General features: G+C 72.2%; 21 protein-coding genes. 3 read left to right on the top strand and 18 right to left on the bottom strand.

Annotated features, from left to right (window positions below):
• Positions 1 to 21: 21 nt before the first annotated feature.
• Positions 22 to 1,641 (bottom strand): ABC-F family ATP-binding cassette domain-containing protein, encoded by a 1,620-nt coding sequence (locus ACFVH5_RS39005; protein WP_384815731.1) that lies wholly within the window; start codon positions 1,639 to 1,641, stop codon positions 22 to 24.
• Positions 1,642 to 1,722: 81 nt separating this feature from the next.
• Here ACFVH5_RS39005 and ACFVH5_RS39000 point away from each other — a divergent pair, with 81 nt between their 5' ends.
• Both ACFVH5_RS39000 and ACFVH5_RS38995 read left to right on the top strand, forming a co-directional pair.
• Positions 1,723 to 3,213 carry a bifunctional phosphatase PAP2/diacylglycerol kinase family protein gene (locus ACFVH5_RS39000; protein WP_385838440.1) on the top strand — a complete coding sequence of 497 codons (1,491 nt, stop codon included), beginning with the start codon at positions 1,723 to 1,725 and terminating at the stop codon, positions 3,211 to 3,213.
• A 96-nt stretch (positions 3,214 to 3,309) separates the two neighbouring features.
• Positions 3,310 to 4,143 (top strand): class I SAM-dependent methyltransferase, encoded by an 834-nt coding sequence (locus tag ACFVH5_RS38995; RefSeq protein ID WP_385838439.1) that lies wholly within the window; start codon positions 3,310 to 3,312, stop codon positions 4,141 to 4,143.
• A gap of 290 nt (positions 4,144 to 4,433) precedes the next feature.
• Here the strand turns inward: ACFVH5_RS38995 and ACFVH5_RS38990 are convergent, their stop codons facing one another.
• The 14 genes from ACFVH5_RS38990 to ACFVH5_RS38925 all read right to left on the bottom strand — a co-directional run bounded on the left by ACFVH5_RS38990 (position 4,434) and on the right by ACFVH5_RS38925 (position 14,907).
• Positions 4,434 to 4,736, bottom strand: coding sequence for a gas vesicle protein K (locus ACFVH5_RS38990; RefSeq protein WP_385838442.1), 303 nt, complete (start codon positions 4,734 to 4,736; stop codon positions 4,434 to 4,436).
• Positions 4,737 to 4,777: 41 nt separating this feature from the next.
• Complete coding sequence (locus ACFVH5_RS38985; protein WP_385838438.1) at positions 4,778 to 4,966, bottom strand: gas vesicle protein; 189 nt, start codon at positions 4,964 to 4,966, stop codon at positions 4,778 to 4,780.
• Positions 4,963 to 5,754 carry a GvpL/GvpF family gas vesicle protein gene (locus ACFVH5_RS38980; RefSeq protein ID WP_385838437.1) on the bottom strand — a complete coding sequence of 264 codons (792 nt, stop codon included), beginning with the start codon at positions 5,752 to 5,754 and terminating at the stop codon, positions 4,963 to 4,965. Before ACFVH5_RS38980 ends, ACFVH5_RS38985 begins: the two co-directional genes overlap by 4 nt.
• Positions 5,751 to 6,110, bottom strand: a complete 360-nt coding sequence (locus tag ACFVH5_RS38975; RefSeq protein WP_385838436.1) for a gas vesicle protein — start codon at positions 6,108 to 6,110, stop codon at positions 5,751 to 5,753. Before ACFVH5_RS38975 ends, ACFVH5_RS38980 begins: the two co-directional genes overlap by 4 nt.
• Positions 6,107 to 7,255: an SRPBCC family protein gene (locus tag ACFVH5_RS38970; RefSeq protein WP_385838435.1), complete on the bottom strand. Its 1,149-nt coding sequence runs from the start codon at positions 7,253 to 7,255 to the stop codon at positions 6,107 to 6,109. Before ACFVH5_RS38970 ends, ACFVH5_RS38975 begins: the two co-directional genes overlap by 4 nt.
• On the bottom strand, positions 7,248 to 7,976 hold the full coding sequence (locus ACFVH5_RS38965) for a DNA primase (protein ID WP_385838434.1): 729 nt from the start codon (positions 7,974 to 7,976) through the stop codon (positions 7,248 to 7,250). The genes ACFVH5_RS38970 and ACFVH5_RS38965 overlap by 8 nt, the downstream gene beginning before the upstream one ends.
• The gene (locus ACFVH5_RS38960) at positions 7,973 to 8,239 is read right to left on the bottom strand and encodes a gas vesicle protein GvpG (RefSeq protein WP_384815750.1); all 267 of its coding nucleotides are present in this window, start codon (positions 8,237 to 8,239) and stop codon (positions 7,973 to 7,975) included. Before ACFVH5_RS38960 ends, ACFVH5_RS38965 begins: the two co-directional genes overlap by 4 nt.
• A 25-nt stretch (positions 8,240 to 8,264) precedes the next feature.
• Positions 8,265 to 9,014, bottom strand: a complete 750-nt coding sequence (locus ACFVH5_RS38955) for a GvpL/GvpF family gas vesicle protein (RefSeq protein ID WP_385838433.1) — start codon at positions 9,012 to 9,014, stop codon at positions 8,265 to 8,267.
• Positions 9,011 to 9,439 carry a gas vesicle structural protein GvpA gene (locus tag ACFVH5_RS38950; protein ID WP_385838432.1) on the bottom strand — a complete coding sequence of 143 codons (429 nt, stop codon included), beginning with the start codon at positions 9,437 to 9,439 and terminating at the stop codon, positions 9,011 to 9,013. Before ACFVH5_RS38950 ends, ACFVH5_RS38955 begins: the two co-directional genes overlap by 4 nt.
• An 81-nt stretch (positions 9,440 to 9,520) precedes the next feature.
• On the bottom strand, positions 9,521 to 9,886 hold the full coding sequence (locus ACFVH5_RS38945; protein ID WP_385838431.1) for a gas vesicle protein: 366 nt from the start codon (positions 9,884 to 9,886) through the stop codon (positions 9,521 to 9,523).
• Positions 9,887 to 10,015: 129 nt separating this feature from the next.
• Positions 10,016 to 10,945, bottom strand: coding sequence for a non-homologous end-joining DNA ligase (gene ligD, locus ACFVH5_RS38940; RefSeq protein WP_385838430.1), 930 nt, complete (start codon positions 10,943 to 10,945; stop codon positions 10,016 to 10,018).
• Positions 10,942 to 12,789 carry a transketolase gene (locus ACFVH5_RS38935; protein WP_385838429.1) on the bottom strand — a complete coding sequence of 616 codons (1,848 nt, stop codon included), beginning with the start codon at positions 12,787 to 12,789 and terminating at the stop codon, positions 10,942 to 10,944. The genes ligD and ACFVH5_RS38935 overlap by 4 nt, the downstream gene beginning before the upstream one ends.
• Positions 12,786 to 14,171 (bottom strand): NAD(P)/FAD-dependent oxidoreductase, encoded by a 1,386-nt coding sequence (locus ACFVH5_RS38930; RefSeq protein WP_385838428.1) that lies wholly within the window; start codon positions 14,169 to 14,171, stop codon positions 12,786 to 12,788. Before ACFVH5_RS38930 ends, ACFVH5_RS38935 begins: the two co-directional genes overlap by 4 nt.
• A 280-nt stretch (positions 14,172 to 14,451) precedes the next feature.
• Positions 14,452 to 14,907, bottom strand: a complete 456-nt coding sequence (locus ACFVH5_RS38925) for a phage holin family protein (RefSeq protein ID WP_385838427.1) — start codon at positions 14,905 to 14,907, stop codon at positions 14,452 to 14,454.
• 121 nt (positions 14,908 to 15,028) lie between these two features.
• Between ACFVH5_RS38925 and ACFVH5_RS38920 the strand changes: the two genes are divergently transcribed.
• Complete coding sequence (locus ACFVH5_RS38920; protein WP_384815773.1) at positions 15,029 to 15,382, top strand: VOC family protein; 354 nt, start codon at positions 15,029 to 15,031, stop codon at positions 15,380 to 15,382.
• Positions 15,383 to 15,384: 2 nt separating this feature from the next.
• Here the strand turns inward: ACFVH5_RS38920 and ACFVH5_RS38915 are convergent, their stop codons facing one another.
• The 3 genes from ACFVH5_RS38915 to ACFVH5_RS38905 are packed head-to-tail and all read right to left on the bottom strand — an operon-like array spanning position 15,385 to position 18,886.
• Positions 15,385 to 17,376, bottom strand: coding sequence for a DUF5107 domain-containing protein (locus ACFVH5_RS38915; protein WP_385838426.1), 1,992 nt, complete (start codon positions 17,374 to 17,376; stop codon positions 15,385 to 15,387).
• A 59-nt stretch (positions 17,377 to 17,435) separates the two neighbouring features.
• A complete protein-coding gene (locus tag ACFVH5_RS38910; RefSeq protein WP_385838441.1) occupies positions 17,436 to 18,335 on the bottom strand; it encodes an arginase family protein in 900 nt (299 codons plus the stop codon).
• 5 nt (positions 18,336 to 18,340) lie between these two features.
• The gene (locus ACFVH5_RS38905; RefSeq protein ID WP_385838425.1) at positions 18,341 to 18,886 is read right to left on the bottom strand and encodes a GNAT family N-acetyltransferase; all 546 of its coding nucleotides are present in this window, start codon (positions 18,884 to 18,886) and stop codon (positions 18,341 to 18,343) included.
• Positions 18,887 to 19,009: the final 123 nt, after the last annotated feature.

Here is a 19,009-nt window from a genome sequence, read left to right as displayed (position 1 = left end):
ATCTTTCAGGGGTGCGAAGCGCTAGCGCGACCGCTCGACCCGGCGTTCGTCCCACACCGGCTCCGTCGTCTCCCGCACACGCCCGTCGCTGCCGAAGACCAGATAGCGGTCGAACGCGCGAGCGAACCACCGGTCGTGGGTGACGGCCAGCACCGTTCCCTGGTACGCCTCAAGGCCTTCCTGGAGCGCCTCCGCAGACTCCAGGTCGAGGTTGTCCGTCGGCTCGTCGAGGAGCAGGGCCGTGGACCCCTCCAGTTCGAGCAGGAGGATCTGGAAGCGGGCCTGCTGCCCACCGGACAGCCGGTCGAACCGCTGCTCCGCCTGCGCCGTCAGCTCGTACCGCCGCAGCCGGGACATCGCCGCGCCCCGGTCCTGGGCGTGCTCGCTCCACAGGATGTCGAGCAGCGCGCGTCCCTGCAGCTCGGGGTGCGCGTGGGTCTGGGCGAAGTGGCCGGCCACGACCCGCGCGCCGAGCTTCCACTCCCCCGTGTGCGCGACGTCGCCGCCCGCGAGCAGCCGCAGGAAGTGCGACTTGCCCGAGCCGTTCGAGCCGAGGACGGCGACCCGCTCGCCGTAGAAGACCTCCAGGTCGAACGGTTTCATCAGCCCGGTCAGTTCGAGCCCCTTGCAGGTCACGGCCCGTACGCCGGTGCGTCCGCCGTGCAGGCGCATCGTGATGTCCTGCTCCCGCGGCGGCTCCGGCGGCGGCCCGGCCTCCTCGAACTTGCGCAGCCTGGTCTGCGCGGCCTGGTACCGCGAGGCCAGCTCATGGCTGATGGAGGCGGCCTGGCGCAGATTCAGTACGAGCTTCTTCAGCTGGGCGTGCTTCTCGTCCCAGCGCCGCCGCAGCTCCTCGAAGCGCGCGAACCGCTCGCTGCGGGCCTCGTGGTACGTGGCGAAGCCGCCGCCGTGCACCCAGGCGTCGGCGCCTGCCGGTCCCGGTTCCACGCTGACGATCTTCTCGGCGGAGCGGGCGAGCAGCTCCCGGTCGTGGGAGACGAACAGGACCGTCTTACGGGTCTCCCGCAGCTTCTCCTCCAGCCAGCGCTTGCCGGGGACGTCGAGGTAGTTGTCCGGCTCGTCGAGGAGCAGCACCTCGTCGGAGCCGCGCAGCAGTGCCTCAAGGACGAGCCGCTTCTGCTCACCGCCCGACAGGGTCCGTACCTCGCGGAACTGCGCCTTGTCGTAGGGGACGCCGAGCGCGGCCGTGGTGCAGATGTCCCAGAGCGTCTCGGCCTCGTACCCCTGGGCCTCGGCCCAGTCGGAGAGTGCCTGCGCGTACTGCATCTGCGCGGCCTCGTCGTCGACCGTCATGATGCCGTGCTCGGCCCGGTCCACGGCCTGCGCGGCCTCGCGGATCCGGGGCTGGGCCACCGACACGAGCAGGTCGCGCACGGTCGACTCGTCCCGTACGGAGCCCACGAACTGGCGCATCACCCCGAGTCCGCCACTCACCGTGACCGTGCCGCCGTGCGGTTTCAGCTCGCCCGAGATCAGCCGCAGCAGTGTCGTCTTCCCGGCGCCGTTGGGCCCCACGAGCGCCACCACGGCCCCTTCGCCCACCCGGAAGGAGACGTCGCCGAGCAGCGCCCTCCCGTCGGGAAGGTAGTACTCCAGGTGCGCGGCTTCGAGATGTCCCATGGTCGCGCATTGTCCGGGGCGGACGGGTGGCGGGGCAAACCGATATGCGCGCCGAAGGCCCGGTGGGGTAGACGATGGGGCATGACCGTTGAAGTAGACCTCACCGCCACCGGGGCCGGCCATACCCTGCTCGACCGGCTGATGGCCCTCGACACCCGCCTGTTCGAGGCGGTCGCGACCCGGCACTGGCCGGGCGCCGACCCGCTGCTGCCGAAGCTGAGCCGCGGCGCGAACCACGGGGTGCTGTGGTTCGGCGCGGCGGCGGCCCTCGCGGCGACCCGCTCGCCCCGCGCGCGCCGCGCGGCCGTGCGGGGGATCGCCTCGCTGGCCCTGGCGTCGGCCACGATCAACACGGTGGGCAAGCGCTCGGTGCGCCGGCCGCGCCCCCGCCTCGACGCCGTGCCGGTGATGCGGCAGCTGAAGCGGCAGCCGATCACCACGTCCTTCCCCTCGGGGCACTCGGCGTCGGCGGCGGCCTTCGCGGCGGGCGTCGCGATGGAGTCCCGGCCGCTCGGCGCGGTGGTGGCCCCGGTGGCCGCCGCGGTCGCCCTGTCCCGTATCTACACGGGCGCGCACTTCCCGAGCGACGTGCTCGCCGGGGCGGCGTTCGGGGTGGGTTCCGCCTTCGTCGCCCGCGCCCTGGTTCCCACGCGTGACCAGTTGCCGCCCCCCGGGCGTCCGCGCGCGGACGTGCCCGCCCTCCAGGACGGGGAGGGGCTTGTCCTCGTGGTCAACACCTCGGCGGGCACCGCGGACCGGATGCGCGCCATCGGGGACGCCCTGCCGCTCGCCGAGGTCGTGGAGTGCGAACCGGAGTATCTGCGGGCCGAGTTGGAGAAGGCCGCGGCACGTGCCGAGGTGCTGGGGGTGTGCGGCGGCGACGGCTCGATCAACGCGGCCGCCACGGTCGCCCTGCGCCACGGCCTGCCGCTCGCCGTGCTGCCGGGCGGCACGCTCAACCACTTCTCCAAGGACCTGGGCGTGGAGGACGTACGGGGCCTGAGCCGCGCGCTGACGGAGGGCGACGCCGTACGGGTGGACGTGGGCCGGTACTCCTCCGGTGACCAGGAGGGCTACTTCCTCAACAACTGCAGCCTGGGCGTCTATCCGGAGCTGGTGCGCGAGCGGGACCACTGGTCGAAGCGGATCGGCGGCTGGCCGGCCGGGGTGGTCGCCACCCTGCGTGTCGTACGGGCGGGCCGGCACCCGCTGCGGACCGATTTCGACGGCAAGGAGCGGCCGCTGTGGCTGCTGTTCGCCGGCAACGGCACCTACCACCGGATGGGGCCGATCCCTGCCCGCCGTTACGACCTCGCGGACGGTCTTCTCGACGTACGGGTGGTGCACGGCGGCCGTTTCCCGGCGGTACGCCTGCTGGCCGCGGCCGTGGCCGGACCGCTGACCCGGTCCCCCGTGCACGCGGCGCTGCGGGTCGGCGGCCTCCGTGTGCAGGGCGTCGAACCGGGCACACTGCTGGCCTTCGACGGTGAAGTCAGGCCCGTGGAGGGCGATGTGACGATCCAGAAGCTCCCGGAGGCGCTGACGGTCTACCGCCCGAGCGGCCCGCGCTGACCGACGGTCAGTCCGTATCGCGAGACGGGGGTCTCACACTTCGACATGGCGACGTAGCTTGAGAGGTACTCCCGTACCGAGTGAACGGATGCCGCCATGTCGAAGGTGCCGAAAGAGACCGCCGTGTACACGCACGGCCACCACGAGTCCGTGCTGCGCTCGCACACCTGGCGTACGGCCGCCAACTCGGCGGCCTACCTCCTCGGCTCGCTCAAGCCGCACATGCGGATCCTGGACATCGGCTGCGGGCCCGGCACCATCACGGCGGACCTGGCCGAACTGGTGCCGGACGGCCAGGTCACCGGTGTCGACCACGCGCCCGGCATCCTGGACCGGGCGCGTGCCACGGCGGCCGAACGGGGCCTGGAGAACGTCGACTTCGCCGTCGCGGACGTCCATGCGCTGGAGTACCCGGACGACAGCTTCTGTGTCGTGCACGCCCATCAGGTGCTGCAGCACGTGGGAGACCCCGTACAGGCGCTGCGGGAGATGTACCGGGTCACGAAGCCGGGCGGCCTCATCGCCGTCCGGGACTCCGACTACGCGGCGATGACCTGGTATCCGCGGTCCCCCGGGCTGGACGACTGGCTCGACCTGTACCGGCGGGTGGCACGCGCGAACGGGGGCGAACCGGATGCGGGGCGGCGCCTGAAGTCGTGGGCGCTGGCGGCCGGCTTCCCCGCGGAGGACATCACGGCCTCGGCGGGTACGTGGTGCTACTCGACGGCGTCGGAACGGGCGTGGTGGAGCGGGCTGTGGGCGGACCGGACGGTGGCCTCCGCGTATGCGGCGCTCGCGGTGGAGGGGGGCCACGCCGTGGAGGGCCAGTTGCAGGAGATCGCTGCCGCGTGGCGGGCGTGGGGCGCGCGGGAGGACGCATGGTTCGCAGTCCTCCACGGCGAACTCCTGACCCGCAAGCGGCCGGCTTGACCCCTTGAGTTCCACCTGCGGCCCCGGTGGGGGTTGCTCGCGCAGTTCCCCGCGCCCCTGAAAAACGGGGCTGCGCCCCAGCTTTTCGCCCTTAAGGGGCGCGGGGAACTGCGCGGCCCACCCCCACCGGCCCGCAGATTCGATGGGCGCGCGGTCCCCAGGGGCGCGGGGAACTGCGCAGTCTTTTGTCTTTTAGGGGCGCGGGGAACTGCGCGAGCAACCCCCACCGGCCCGCAGACTCCATGGGCGCGCGGCCCCCAGCGGCACCGGGCCCGGCCCGCGGGCGCGGGCTAGGCTCGGGGGAGTAGCGGGCCCAGGGGGCCGAGGTCGAGGTTCAGGTCCTCGGGGCGGAGGCCGTAGCGGTCCCGGAGTTCCGCCATCCGGTCGTCCAGAAGCATCAGCGTGAGCCCGATCCGCTCCTCCTGATCCTCGGACAAGTCACCCGTGTCGAACCGCCGAACAGCCTGCCGCTCCATCAACTGCCGCAAGAGCTCGACCACCGTCAGCACGAGCTTGATCAGGTCCCGCTCCACCGTGTCCGGTTCAAGGTCGAGCCGGCTCCGCCCGGCCTTCTTGCCCGCCCCGGGTCCCAGGACCGCGTCGTCGACGACCCTCTGGAGTGCCTCTCCACCGCTCACAGCATCTCCCCCCAGGGCGCGGGAACGTTCTCGTTCACCGAGCTGATGAGCGCGTTCAGATCGATCCGTACGAGATCGACGTCCGCGATCCGCAGGGTGAGGTCACCGGTGATGACGACCCCGCCCGCGAGCAGCCGGTCGAGGAGGTCGACGAGCGCGACCTCCCGGCGTTCCACGACGGTCACGCGTCCTCCCCGCTGAACGAGTAGGCGGCCCACGGCCCGGTCAGCTCGACGCGCAGCCCCGGCGCGTCGTCCTTCGTACGGTCGACGACTTCCACGAACGCCTCGGATTCCGTCCGCGGCACCAGGTAGGCGGCGTTCAGGATGTTCCGGCCGGGCGCCCGGGACAGCGCCGAGTTCTGCGGGGCGTGGATCCGGGTGTCCTCCGCGTACCCGGAGAGGGACTCGTGGAGCCGGCGCGAGAACTCCTCGGCCTGCTCCCACTTCTCCTCGCTCTCCTTGCGCTGGTTGCGCCGCTGCCGCAGATAGTCGCGTCCCGAACCGGCCGCCCGGCGGGGAGCGGAGGCCGCTTCCCCGGGCGTCCCCTTGGACTCCGCAGCCTCCGCGGACTCCGTCGGTTCCGAGTACACCTTCACCCCCCACTCGACCCGCCCGTCGAGCCGGCCGAGGGTGCGCGAGAACGTCTCCGCGCGCTCCTCCAGCATCGACCGGACACCGCTGTCGTCCCGGAACACCGTGGCGAGCCGGAGCGGCAGCGGCGAGGTGACGACGGTGAGCGCGTCGATCACGTTCTGGTGCGCCCGCGCGGTCGCGCCGAGCCAGTCCAGGTCCTCCAGATGGGCCCGTAACGGCTCCTCCGCGAAGTCCTCCTCGGGCACCTGGCCGACGACGGCGACCAGGTCGCCGTGGACCAGTTGCTTGGGCGGTACGCCGGCCACCCCTGTCAGCCGAGCCGGCAGGGGTGTGCCGAAGGGGCGGCAGACGGCGTACACGTAACGCAGACCACTCATTCCTGGGCTTCCTTCTTCGCGGGTGCGCGCTTGCGCGCGGTCAATTCACCGCGCGCTTTCTCCAGTTCAGCCACATGCGCGCGCAACTCCGCGTTTTCCTTGGCGAGTTCGTCGCGTCCGGCGCGGGAGGACAGCTGCGGATCGGTCTCCCACCAGTCGATTCCCATCTCCTTCGCCTTGTCGACGGAGGCGACGATGAGCCGCAGTTTGATGGTGAGGAGTTCGATGTCGAGCAGGTTGATCCGGATGTCGCCCGCGATCACGATGCCCTTGTCCAGGACCCGTTCGAGGATGTCCGCGAGGTTGGCGCCGCCGCCGTTCCCGTAGGGGTCGGGCAGACGCTGAGCCGTGGTCATCGACGGCCCCTGGCACCGGCGGGCTCACGCTCGCGCTCGTCCGCCTCCTCCACCGCTTCCTCGTCCTCCGGGACTTCTTCGTCCTCGTACTCGGCCTCGTGCGCGTCCTCCTCGTAGGCCTCTTCGTCCTCGTACTCGGCCTCGGGGGCGTCCTCGTCCTCGTACGCCTCCTCGTCCTCGGGCAGCTCGTCCTCGGCGGCCTCCTCGTCGGCCGAGGCCTCCGCGTCCTCGGAGCCTTCCTCGGGGGCGTCCTCGGAGTTCTGCTCGGCTTCCTCCTCCTCCGCGACCGCGTCCTCGTGGCTCGTGACGACCTCGCCGTCGCGGATCTCACCGCGCCAGCCGTCGTCCGCCTCGCCCTTGATGGAGATGAACCGAGCGAAGTGCTTGAGGTCGAGGCGGGCCCTGCGGCCCTGGGCGCGCCAGATGTTGCCGGTCTTCTCGAACAGCCCCTTGGGGTAGTACTCGATGACCAGCAGCACGCGGGTGAGGTTCTCGGCGAGCGAGTGGAAGGTGATGACGCCCTTGGTGGTGCCCTTGGCGCCCTCGGACGTCCAGCTGATCCGCTGGTCCGCCACCTGCTCGGTGGTGTGGGCCTTCCAGCTGCGGTTGGACCAGAAGATCTTCATCTGCCAGTCGGACGTCGTGTCGTCGGCGCGGTTCGCGCTCTTGACGCCCCGGGCGAAGTTGCTGAAGTCCTGGTACTGGGTCCACTGGTCGTAGGCCGTGCGCAGCGGCACGCCGACGTCGATGAACTCCATGATGACGGTGGGCTTCTTGCCGGCGCCGCCCCTGCGCTTGCCGCCCTTGCCGCCGGTCAGGTTCTTGAAGGCACCGACGACGCTGTCCTTGGCCTTGCCCGCGCCGAGTTCCAGCGCGGTGCGCATCGGCCCCTTGCCCTCGGCGAGTTTGCGGCCGCCGTCGAGGGCGAGCTTGGCGAAGCCGGGGCTGTCGCCGGAGGCGATGTCGTTGAGCTTGCCCGTGGTCCGGCCGAGCTTGGTCCCGACGCCGACCAGCGCCCGCTGGACCTGCGCGGCCAGGTAGGCCTGGGCCTCCTCCTTGAGCCGGTCGACCGCCTCGCTCTGCGCGAGGGAGGTCAGCGGGTTGCTCTTGGCCTGCTTGGCCGCGGATCCGAGGGTGTCAGTCATCGTCGCCGCCTCCCCTCGTCGTACGGGCCCGGGTGGTGCGGCGCGTGGCGGTCTTCGCCGCGGCCGTCCTCCTGCTAGGGGCCTTCTTCGCGGCCCTTGCCGCCGTCTTCTTCGCCGGAGCCTCGTTGCCGGGGCTGCGCTTCTCGGCGGCCTTCTTCGCGGGCGCCTTCGCGGACTTCTTCGCGGGAGCCCGCTTGCGGGGCCGTGGCTTCTCGTCGTCCTCGGCCGCCTCGCCGTCCGCGTCACGCTTGTCGCGGTGGTCGCGGCCGGAGTCGTCCGGGTCGTCGTCCTGCTCGTACTCGTCGTCGTACTCGACGTCCTCGTACTCGTCGTCCGGTTCCTCGTCCCGCTTGCGGCGCTTCTTGCCGCCGACCCCGGGCACGTCCGGGACCGCGTCCGGGACGACGCCCGCGAGCTGGTCCTGCACCTGGCTGGTCCGTCCGTGCAGCCGGTCGGCGAGGCCGGTGATCTGGCGCTCGACGAGTGCTCCGGTGGCGGCCTTGCCCACGCCTCGCAGGTCTCCGCGCAGCTGGTCCCCGATCTCCTTGAACTGCGGGTTGTTCTGCAGCTGTGTGGAGACCAGGTCCGCGAGCGCCCGCGGGCTGAGGTGCAGCCGCTTGCCCGCCACCATGGTGCCCACGGCGAAGGCCAGCTTCATCTTCTTCGTACGTCCGAGGATGTATCCGGCCCCTACGGCGAGGCCAAGCCCTAGTCGGTTCATCGTGTAGTCCCGTTGTTGCCTGTGCCGGTGCTCCTGGTCATGGCTATCTCCAGCCTGTCGAGGAGCTCGTCCTCCATGCGGTCGAACTCCGCTTCATCGATCTCCCCGGCCTCGAGGCGTTCCTCGAGCCTGCCGAGTTCGGCGCGGACCGCCGCCGGGTCGTAGTACTGGCGCTCGGCCTCGTTCACCACCTGTTCCATGGCCCAGAGGCTGCCGCGCACGGGGGCGAACGGCAGCATCAGGACCTCTCCGATCAGCCCCATGTCATCAACTCCTGCTGTAGGGAGTTCAGTTGGTCGCCGCGGCGGGCCGGGAGGGGCCCGGCTCGACGAAGCTGTAGGGGGGCAGCGGTCCGTGCACCCGCAGATCGAGATGCGGGTGGCTCTTGCGGACCTCTTCGACTGCGTCCATGAACGTCTCGGCCGCGTCGCGGTCCACGAGGAACGAGAGGTTGGCCAGCCAGCCCGTGGACTCGGGGCCCACGCTGACGGACGCGGCGGCCGACTCCAGCGCCTGCTGGATCTCGGCGGCGTCCTCGGCCTCGCGGTTCTTCACCGCGGCGACCACCATCTCGCCGAGCCGCAGTTTCTCGTCGTAACTGCCTCCGCCCGCGCTGCGGTTGGCCTCGGTGAGCGACCTGACCTCCGGGTTCTCGGACATCACCCGGTGCAGTACGGCCTCTTCGTCGTGCGTGGCCTTGACGTTGTACTCGACCTTGCCGGCCAGTACGTCGAGGCGCTCCTTGAAGTGCTCGGCGCGCTCGGCCAGGACACCGGCCACGGCCGCGTCGTCCGTCGAGACACTGCCGAAGCGCATGGGCAGCACCGGGCCGCCCGTGCCCGCCTCGGCGAGTACGTTCTGGTGGGCGAGCAGGTCCCTGCGCTTGGGCCGCAGCCCTTCGGGCGCGTCACTGACGACCGCCGCGAGGTCGCCCTCCTTGATGACACGCACCGGCAGCGCCGGCTCGCCGACGCCCGCCGTGCCGTCCGGGAGCGAGGGCAGCGAACTGGACGTGATGCCGTAGACGTACGTGCTCACTCCTGCTCCTCCTTGCGGCGTGAGGCGGCGGTGGACTTACGGGCCCGCGGCCTCGACTCGGTCTGGCTCTCCTCGCGGGACTGCTTGAACGCGTCGGAGATGGTCTCGGCGGCGCCGGACAGGGCCCCCTTGGACTTGCCCTTCGCACCGGACTCGGTGATCGAGCCGACCAGGTCGGGGAGTCCGGGGCTGCGCTTGGGTCCGGCTTCGAGGTCGAGGCGGTTGCACGCCTCGGCGAAGCGCAGATAGGTGTCGACGCTCGCTATGACGACACGGATGTCGATCTTGAGGATCTCGATGCCGACGAGGGAGACCCGGATGAAGGCATCGATGACGAGCCCCCGGTCGAGCACGAGTTCGAGGACGTCGTAGAGGCCGCTGGAGCCGCCTCCACCACCGGATTGCTGTGCCGGGACAACGGTCATACCGACCGGCCCTCCTTGTCTGTTGGGGTGTGTACGTCTGGCGGGGTGCGCGCGCTGTGGGGCGTGCGGGCAGGGGCCGGCCTACCGGCCGCCGGGCCTGCGGCTGTCCGCCCGGCCGCGTTCGTAGCGGCGGACGCGCCGGTAACCGGTGAGCTCGCCGCGCGGGTCGAGGGTCACCTCGTAACTCGCGAGCAGACTCATCGTGTCGGGGACCCGGACGAGTTCCAGGACCTCGATCTCCAACGACCAGCCGTCGTCGGTGCGTTCGAAGGACGACACCGACTCGGCCTCCATGCCGGTCAGTTCGGCGAGCTGGCCGCGCGCCTGGCGCAGCACGTCCATGGGACCCAGCTCCTCGTCGCCTGTCGCGCCGCGCTGCCCGCCCCGGGGAGAACCAGTCGGGCGCTGGGGGCCCGATGTGTTGGATGTGTTGGATGTGTTCGACATGACCACCTCCAACTCCGGGTGGCCGCAGGCCTGTTGACCAAACCTCGGGGGGTACATACTCGGCCACCCTGAGTGATCAACCGGTCCGGCCGGCCCCGTCGGCCGGACCGGCTCCGCGACCGCCCCTGCTCAGCCGCGCAGGGCGTTCAGACGGCGCCTGGCGGGAGCGAGCGCGCGACCGCTGCGCAGCAGCCCCGACCAGGGGTTCGTGCGGGCCTGGTCGACGGCGTCGGCGATCGTCCAGCGGCGCGGGCCGAGTTCGGCGTCTTCGAGCTGGTCCCAGGCGACGGGCATGGCGACCGGGGCACCCGGCCTGGCACGGACGGTGAAGGGGGTGACGGTGGTCTGGGCGTAGGCGTTGCGCTGGATGTCCAGATACAGCCGGTCGCCGCGGTCCTTCTTGCGGGCCTCGGTGGTGAGCCGGTCGGGATGCGCCTCGGTGAGCGTGTCGGCGACGTCCTTGGCGAAGGTGTGCACCTCGTCGAAGCCGTGCCGCCCGTCGAGGGGCACCACGACGTGCAGTCCGCGTGAGCCGGTGGTCATCAGGGCGGACGGCAGCCGGAGTTGGTCGAGGAGTTCACCGAGGAGCCGGGCTGTGTCGCGTACCGGTTCGAAGTCGTCGGTCGCGGGGTCCAGGTCGAAGACCAGCCGGTCCGGCCGGTCGGCCGTGCCGTCGGACGAGACCCGGGCGAGCCACCGGTGCAGGGTCAGGGCGGCCTGGTCGGCGAGGTAGACGAGGGTCGCGGTGTCGTCGCACACGGGGTGCAGGACCGTGCCGCCCTCCTTGGGCAGCTCCACGCGGCGGATCCAGTCCGGATAGTGGTCCTGGACGTTCTTCTGCATGAATTTCGGCCCGTCGAGCCCGTCGGGGTACCGCTCCAGCATCAGGGGCCGCCCCCGCAGGTGCGGCAGCATGAAGGGGGCGATCTCCCGGTAGTACGCCACGACGTCCGCCTTGGTGTACTCCTTCGCCTCTCCCCCGCCGGGCCCGCCGGGGAACATCACCTTGTCGGGCCGGTGCACCTCGACGGTCCGCCGGCCCGCGCGTACGGAGGTCATCGCACCACCGCGTTCTCCACCAGCAGTTTCACCGCGGCCACGACGGAGTCGGCGTCGATGCCCGCCGCGTGCAGCTGCTCCGCGGGGGTGGCCGAACCGGGCATGTGCCGTACGGCGAGACGGACCAGCCGCGGAGTGGGACGGCCGTCGAGGAAGGCGTCGAGGACCGCGTCGCCGATGCCGCCCTCGGGGTGGTGGTCCTCGACGGTGAGCAGGCAGCCGGTCTGCTCGGCGGCCTCGCGCAGGGTCTCGCGGTCGACGGGCTTGACGGAGTACAGGTCGACGACCCGCACGGCGATGCCGTCGGCGGCGAGCGCGTCCGCGGCCTTCAGCGCCTCGTGCACGGTCGCACCGGCGGCGACGACGGTCAGCCGGTCGTCCGCGGAGCGCCTGAGCACCTTGCTGCCGCCGACGGGGAACTCCTCGCCGGGGCCGTACAGGACGGGCATGGCACCGCGGGAGGTCCGCAGATAGCGGATGCCGTCGAGGCCCGCCATGGTGGCGACGAGTGCGGCCGTCTGGTTGGCGTCGCAGGGGTAGAGCACGGTCGAGCCGTACACCGCGCGGAACATGGCCAGGTCCTCGACGCCCATCTGCGAGGGCCCGTCCTCGCCGATCGCGACGCCCGCGTGCGAGCCGACGAGATTGATGCCCACGCCGCTGACCGCCGCCATCCGGACGAAGTCGTGGGCGCGGGTGAGGAACGCGGCGAAGCTGGAGGCGAACGGCACCCAGCCGCGGGTGGCGAGCCCGACGGCCGCCCCGACGAGCTGCTGTTCGGCGATGTAGCACTCGAAGAACCGCTCGGGGTGTTCCTTGGCGAAGAACTCGGCGCGGGTGGAGTCGCTCACCTCCCCGTCGAGGGCGACGACGTCCGCGCGCGAGGAGCCGAGCGCGGCGAGCGCCTGGCCGTAGGCGTCCCGGGTGGCGGCCTCGTCCCCGCTCTCCCAGCGCGGCAGGTCCAGGTGACCGGCCCGTACCGCGTGCAGCATGCGGGCGGCCTGCGGCTGCCGGACCTCGACGCGCAGGTCCCGTACCCCGCCCAGTTCCTCGATCGCCTCGTCGGCGTCGGGCAGCGGCTTGCCGTGCAGGCCCTCGCGGTCCTGCACGGACGCGACGCCCTTGCCCTTGAGGGTGCGGGCCAGGATCACGGTCGGCTGTCCCACCGTGGACACGGCCTCGCCGTACGCCCGCTCGATGTCCTCGACGTCATGTCCGTCGACCTCGACGGTGTGCCAGCCGAAGGCCTGGAAGCGGCGGGCGTACGCGTCGAGGTCGTGGCCGTGCCGGGTGGGGCCGCGCTGGCCGAGCCGGTTGACGTCCACGATCGCGGTGAGGTGGTCGAGCCCTTCGTACGCCGCGTGCTCGGCGGCCTCCCAGATCGAGCCCTCGGCCAGCTCGCTGTCCCCGCACAGCACCCATACGCGGTAGCCCACCCGGTCGAGCCGCTTGCCCGACAGGGCGATGCCCACGCCGACCGGCAGGCCCTGGCCCAGCGATCCGGTGGCGGTCTCCACCCACGGGAGCCGGCGCGGTGTCGGATGCCCTTCGAGACGGCTGTCCAGCGTGCGGAAGGTCAGCAGTTCGGCGTCGTCGATGGCCCCGGCCGCCTTGTACGCGGCGTACAGCAGCGGCGAGGCGTGCCCCTTGGAGAGTACGAACCGGTCGTTGCCCGGATGGGAGGGCCGCTCGAAGTCGTAGCGCAGCTGCCGGGCGAGCAGGACCGCCATCAGGTCGGCGGCGGACATGGAGGAGGTGGGGTGCCCGGAGCCCGCCGCGGCGGCCGCGCGCACGCTGTCGACGCACAGCTGCCGGCCGAGTTCGATGAGTTCGGGGGTGTTCATGGTGCTCCTTCCGCAGGAGGTCGCTCAGGGGGTCCGGGTTCAGGGGTGCCGGGTTCAGGGGTGCCGGGTCGGCCCGGCACCCGGGCCGTTTCGGGCGAGGCCGTGTCCAGCGGCACGGACCAGGACCGGACGAGGCCGAGCTGTACGCCCTGGCGTGGCAGTACCGCGTCCAGGAGCCAGTCGGCGGCGACCCGGACGCGGTTGCCCGGCATCGCGGCCAGGTGGTAGCCGCGGGTGACGGCGCCCGCGGCCGGTCCGGAGAGCGGCACGCCGAACGGGTTGGCGGCGGCCTTCACCCCGCCGAGGTCGACGACGAAGCCCAGGTCGCGGTGGTGGTAGGGGCGGGGGTCGCCGATGCCGAGGGAGGCCGCGACGTTGCGTCCCGCGGTCCTCCCCTGCCGCCAGGCGTGCTGGGCGGTCATCGGGGTGTACCGGCCCGGTTTCTCCAGGTCGGGCACGGCGGCGGCGTCACCGCAGGCGAACACCTCGGGGCGGCCGGGCACCTGGAGGGTCGGTTCGACGAGCAGCCGGCCCTGTTCCATGGCCAGCCCGAGCCCCTCGGCCAGCGGGTCGGGCCGCACGCCGACGCACCAGACCAGGGTGCGGGTGCCGACGAAGTCGCCGTCGCTGAGCAGGACCCCGTCCCGGGTCGCCTCCTTCACGGACGTGCCGGTACGGATCTCGACGCCTCGTCGCCGCAGGACGCGGTCGGCGGTGCGCGAGAGCCGCTCGTCCAGCTCCGGCAGTACGCGGGGCGCGATGTCGACCAGTGTCCAGCGCGGCCACAAGTCCGGTCGGTGCCGCTGCCTGCGGGCCAGGGCGTCGGTGAACAGCTGTCCGTGCGCGGCCACTTCGGTGCCGGTGTAGCCCGCGCCGACGACCACGAACGTGCACCGGGCCGCCGCGGTCACGGGGTCGTCGTCGGCGGAGGCGAGTTCCACCTGCCGGGTCACGTGGTCGCGCAGGTACAGCGCCTCGGGCAGCCCCCGGAAGCCGTGCGCGTGCTCGGCCACACCGGGGATCGGCAGCAGTTTGTTGACGCTGCCCGCGGCGAGGACCAGCCGGTCGTAGGAGAGCGTGCCCGTGTCGCCCTCGGGGCCGGTGCAGCGGACGGTGCGTGTGTCGAGGTCGATGCCGTCGGCCTCGCCGAGCACCAGGCGTACCCGGGGCAGGGTGCCGGTCAGGGAGACGGTGACGCGGCGCGGTTCCAGGACACCGGCGGCCACCTGGGGCAGCAGGGGCAGATAGAGGAAGTAGTCCGTCGGGTTCAGCAGAACGACGTCCAGCGGGCCGGCCCTGCCCCGGGCCGGACCGGAGAGCGTCTGTGCCGCCCGGTATCCGGCGAAGCCCGCTCCGACAACGACGACTCGGGGTCGGCTCATGGGTCGCCTCCGGCGGAATCGCTCGAACGGGGCTTTCCGCGTCCCCCTGGCCGGGGTGCCCAAACGTCGGGTCCCCGGGGGTTCCGGTCGCCGTGGAGGACGGGCGCGGCTCCTTCGACTTCTCCCGACTTCTATCGCAGGAAGGCGGCCTCCGCAGCTCCAGAAGTGGACTTCGTGACACGCCGGACGGGTCCGCGGGCACGACGGCCGCGGACGGCGAAGACCGGGGCCACGTCGTTGTGGCCCCGGTCGGTACGGGGGTTCCGGGCCGGGCCGCGGCTCACCGGGCCCGGGTGTCCGGCACGGCGTTGCCGGGGGCGACCGGCGGCATCGGGGGCACGGCGGGGCCGTCGGCCCGCGTCCCCGGAGCCGTACCGGCGGGGGCGCCGGGGACGGCACCTTCGCCGGGCACCTGAGCGGCGCCACCGGACGTGGGCCGGGGCGCCGACGGCCGTGCCGCGTTCCGCAGCCCGTACGCCAGCGCGCCGAGCACGGCGGCGGTGATCAGCGCGGCGGCCCAGTCGGGCAGGCCGATAGCGAGGGCGAGACCGACCGTGAGCGCGAGGGCCGCGCCCGCGTACAGGGCGACGGCACCGGACGCGGCGTACATCGCGGCCGTCCGGCGCTGCTTGCGGGTCTGTTCCCGCAGCTCCTCGCGTACGGCGTCGCGGGCCACCTGCGCCAGCTCGTCGGCCAGACGCCTGTCCAGATGTTCCATGTGATCGATGCGGTCCATGCGCTCCGGGTACCCGCGGCCCCCGGTGCGTAACTCCCGCCCGGCCGGGGCGAGCACGCCCCGGCACGGGATCCGTACGAAACGATCTCCTTCGCGGCCGACCCCAACTAGGCTCGTCCGCATGGACATTCTGGGAGCCACGCTGCGCATCTGCGTCGACGACCTGGAGGCTGCGGTCCCCTTCTACGAGAGACTGGCGGGCGGACCGGCGCAACGCTTCGAGCGCGGCGGGGTCTCCGTCGCCGCCGTCGGCTGCTTCCTGTTGATGAGCGGCCCGGAGGCGGAACTCGACGTGCTCCGCAAGGTGTCGGCGACCATCGCGGTCAAGGACGTCGACGAGGCCCACCGGGTGCTGACCGAGTCGGGCGCGCAGGTCGTCGCGGGCCCGGTGGCGACCCCCGCGGGCCGCAACCTGATCGCGCTGCACCCGGACGGCTACATCTACGAGTACGCGGACCGCCGCACGTCACCGTAGGGTCAGCCGCCGCCTTCGGTGCCGCTGCCGTCGGTGCCGGGCGGGCGCATCCTGAAGTCGTAGCGTTCCGGCAGGGGTTCGTCGGAGATCCGGGACCACAGTTCCCCGATCGCCTCGGCCCCCTCGCGCAGGTCGGCCACCTCGAAGCCTGCGTCGAAGACGGCACGGGCCGCGTCCTTGTCGCCCTCGGCGAGCAGCAACTGCGCCTCGATCAGCCGGAACCGGCCGCGTTCGCGGGTCGCCGGGAGCAGCCGTTCCCACACGGACCGCGCGTCCGCGGTGCGCCCCGCCGCGAGCAGCGCGCCGATCGCCTCGCGTCCGAGGGCGGCGGTGGCCGCCGTCCAGGTCTCGCCGTCGTCGCGCCGTTCCTGGCACAGGTCGTCGAAGGCGTCCGTGTACCGGTCGGCGGCCCGTTCGCGGTTGCCGGCCTCGTGGTCGGCGACGGCGAGGCAGCGCAGCAACGGCCACAGGGACGGGGCGAGTTCGAGGCCCCTCTCCCAGCTGCGCACGGCCTGGGCCCGGTCTCCCGCGTGCCACTGGGCGACCCCCAGGTGGTACTCGGCGAGCGGCTCCGCGGGGGCCGTCTCCAGCATGTCCCGCCAGTGCCGGGAGACCAGCGTCCCGCCGGGCGGCCCGACGCGGCGGGGCTCCGGGAAGGAACCCGAACCGAGCAGCTCGGCCCAGGGCCGCTGGGCGTCCCCGAGCGTGGACTCGTCGAAGGGCGTGCCGGGCAACTTGTGGGCGGCGCGCAGGACTTCGAGCGCGCCCCAGCCGGAGCCGACGGCGAGCACCTCGGTGGGTTCGAGGTCGGCGGAAGGCAGCCACTGCTCGTACGCCGTCTCGAACTGCGCGCGCGGCAGGCGCCGTTCGAGCCCGGACTCGACCTCGGAGCGGGCGGCGGCCCAGTCGTCGCCGTGCACGAGCCGCGCGTCGGCGTCGACCAGCCCGTACGCCTCCAGCCAGCTGATCTCGCTCTCCGCGTCGAGGCGCAGGTGCTCCAACTGGGTGCGGGCGAGCCCGGCCTGGATCTCGCAGTAGCCGTCGGTGCCGGGTTCGGTGAGCCATTGCTGCCAGCGGCGCCCGCCGGTGCCGGTGCCCCACACGAAGAGTTTGCGTCCGCGCAGCACGTCGGTGGACGTCTGCACCAGCCCCTGCCCGGCCCCGTCCAGGGCGGCGATCCAGCGCCGCCGCCCGTCGGGCACCTCGTAGAAGTAGTCGGCCGGATACTCGCCGCGCTGCGGATACGTCCGGTCGACGCCCTCGTACACCGGGACGGGCACCCGGCGCAGCCGCCGCTCGTACCCGAAGTGCCAGGCCTCCTCCGCCGGCGCGAGGACCCTGCGCGCCTCCGGGACGGCAGTGTTGGACCACCAGTACAGCGGCGCGGCCTTCTCGTGCGGATTGCGGACGCGTACGCCGACGTACAGGAAGTCGGAGCCCTCCGGCAGCCACAGGTCGACCTGGAAGGGCAGGTCACGCAGCCGTTCCCACTCCCACAGGCGCAGCATCCGCGTGCCGTCGGGTGCGGTGACCTCGGCCGCGTGCAGCGGCGCGCAGGCGAGGGTGGAGTGGCCCGTGGCGCCGATGTTCCACTCGATGCCGCCGGAGAACCAGGCGCCGTTGAGCGCGAAGTCGGCGGGCTGCAACACCGGGTTGCGGTACAGGAGTTCGCGGTCGGACGGCTTGTGGAACAGGGAGACGACCCGGCCGCCGTAGCCGGGCAGGACGGTCGCGCGCAGCCGGTCGTTCTCCAGGACGATCGTCTCGACCTCGCGGGGCGTACGGCTTCTCCCGTACCCGTCCCGGACGCGCTCGGGCAGGAGACTGCGCAGCGGCTCGTACGCGATCTGCCGGGCCATGTCGCGGGGCAGGCCCGCGCGTTCCCGCTCGTCCACGTGGTGCGTCTCGTCGAGCGGGCGCAGTGGGGGCAGGGGGTTGGCGGGGCCGGTTTCGGCGACCGGAAGCGTCAGTACGTCACGTCGGATGGTCGTCACGTGACCATGGAACAGGGTGGACGACGTGCCGACCAGAGGCCCTCCCGGTCAGGATCCGGTCAGGATTGGGCAAAGGCCGCGACGACGATGTCGGCCAGGAGGGCGCCCGCGGTGCCGTCGGGGTCCAGGTCGGGGTCGTAGATGGTGACGTTGAAGCCGGCGCAGTGCGGGGAGGCCACCAACGGCCGCAGCAGCGCGGTCAGTTCGTCGGGCAGCAGTCCGCCGGGGTCGGGGCTGTCGACGGCGGGCATCACGGACGGGTCGAGCACGTCGGCGTCGAGGTGCACCCAGAAGCCGTCCAGGTCCGGTACGTCGAAGGCTTCGGCGGTGGCCCGCGCGAGGGCGTCGGCGCCCCACTCGCGGATGTCGCCGACGGTCACCGTGGGGATCTTCAGCGCGGCCAGCTCGGCCCGGTCGTCCTCGAACTCGTCCCGGATCCCGAAGAACCGGATGTCCTCGTCCCGCAGATAGGGCTTCAGCCCCTCCAGGTCGGTGAGGTCGTCCTGCCCCCGTCCGGTGGCGAGGGCGACCTCCTCGCCGCCCGCGGCACCGATCCGTTCGGAGTTCCCCGGGTGGCGGAAGTCGTGCGAGGCGTCGACCGCGGCGAGGCCGTAGCGGCCGATGCGGCGCAGCGCGAGGGAGGCGCCGAGCTGGATGGAGCAGTCGCCGCCGAGGACGACGGGCAGCTCCCCGGCCCGTACGTGCCGTTCGATGCGGTCGGCGAGCGTACGGGTGTATCCGGCGAGCGCGGCGGCGTTGAAGACACCGTCACCCTCCTGCCAGTCGCCCCGGTCGTAGCGCGGCGGCACGACCACGCCACCCTCCAGCGCGTTCAGCCGCTGCACGATCCGCTGCTCGCGCAGGGCGCCGGCGAGCTTGTAGCAGCCGGGCACCGTGCCGGGGGCGGGCGGCCGGAGCCCGAGGTTGGAGGGTGCGTCCAGGACGACGAGATTCCTCAGGGCACTCATGTTCGAATCATATCGGCGGTGATGGCCCACCGCTCATGATCACGCCAGGCTCCGTCGATGAACAGGAAGTCCGGCGAGAACCCCTCCAGACGGAACCCGCAGCGGCGGGCCAGCGCGATGGAGGCGGCGTTGCCCGGCTGGACGTTGATCTCCAGCCGGTGCAGCCCGAGCGTGCCGAACGCGTACCGCACGACGAGGTCGAGCCCCTCACTCATCAGCCCGCGTCCGGCGGCGTGCGCGAAGGCCCCGTACCCGAGGGCGCCGCACAGAAAGGCACCCTCGACGATGTTGTTGATGTTGACGAACCCGGCGATCCCTCCCCCGTCCTTCTCGCAGACGAAGAACCCGGCCTTGCTCGGATCGTCGATGAGCCGCCCGGCGTACGAGGCGTACGCGACAGGGGTGACGGGCGGGAAGAGCCACGGCTGGTGCAGAGCCTTGCTCTCCCGCACGCGGGCGGTGAACTCACCGCCGTCCTCGTACGTGAAGAAACGTATGCCCACGTGGGGGCCTTCGGCGAGATACGCGGTGCTGCCGGGCATGCCACCACGGTACGCCTGCGGTTCGCTTCCGCGTGGCGGGGATCTACGGCCGGTGGGGACCTGCGGGCCCATCGTGGCTGGCCGCGCAGTTCCCCGCGCCCCTGGGGGGGCAGGGCCCAGCCC

The organism is Streptomyces sp. NPDC127119, assembly GCF_042677425.1.
Lineage (GTDB): Bacteria > Actinomycetota > Actinomycetes > Streptomycetales > Streptomycetaceae > Streptomyces.
This window is presented reverse-complemented; position numbering and strand designations above follow the sequence as displayed.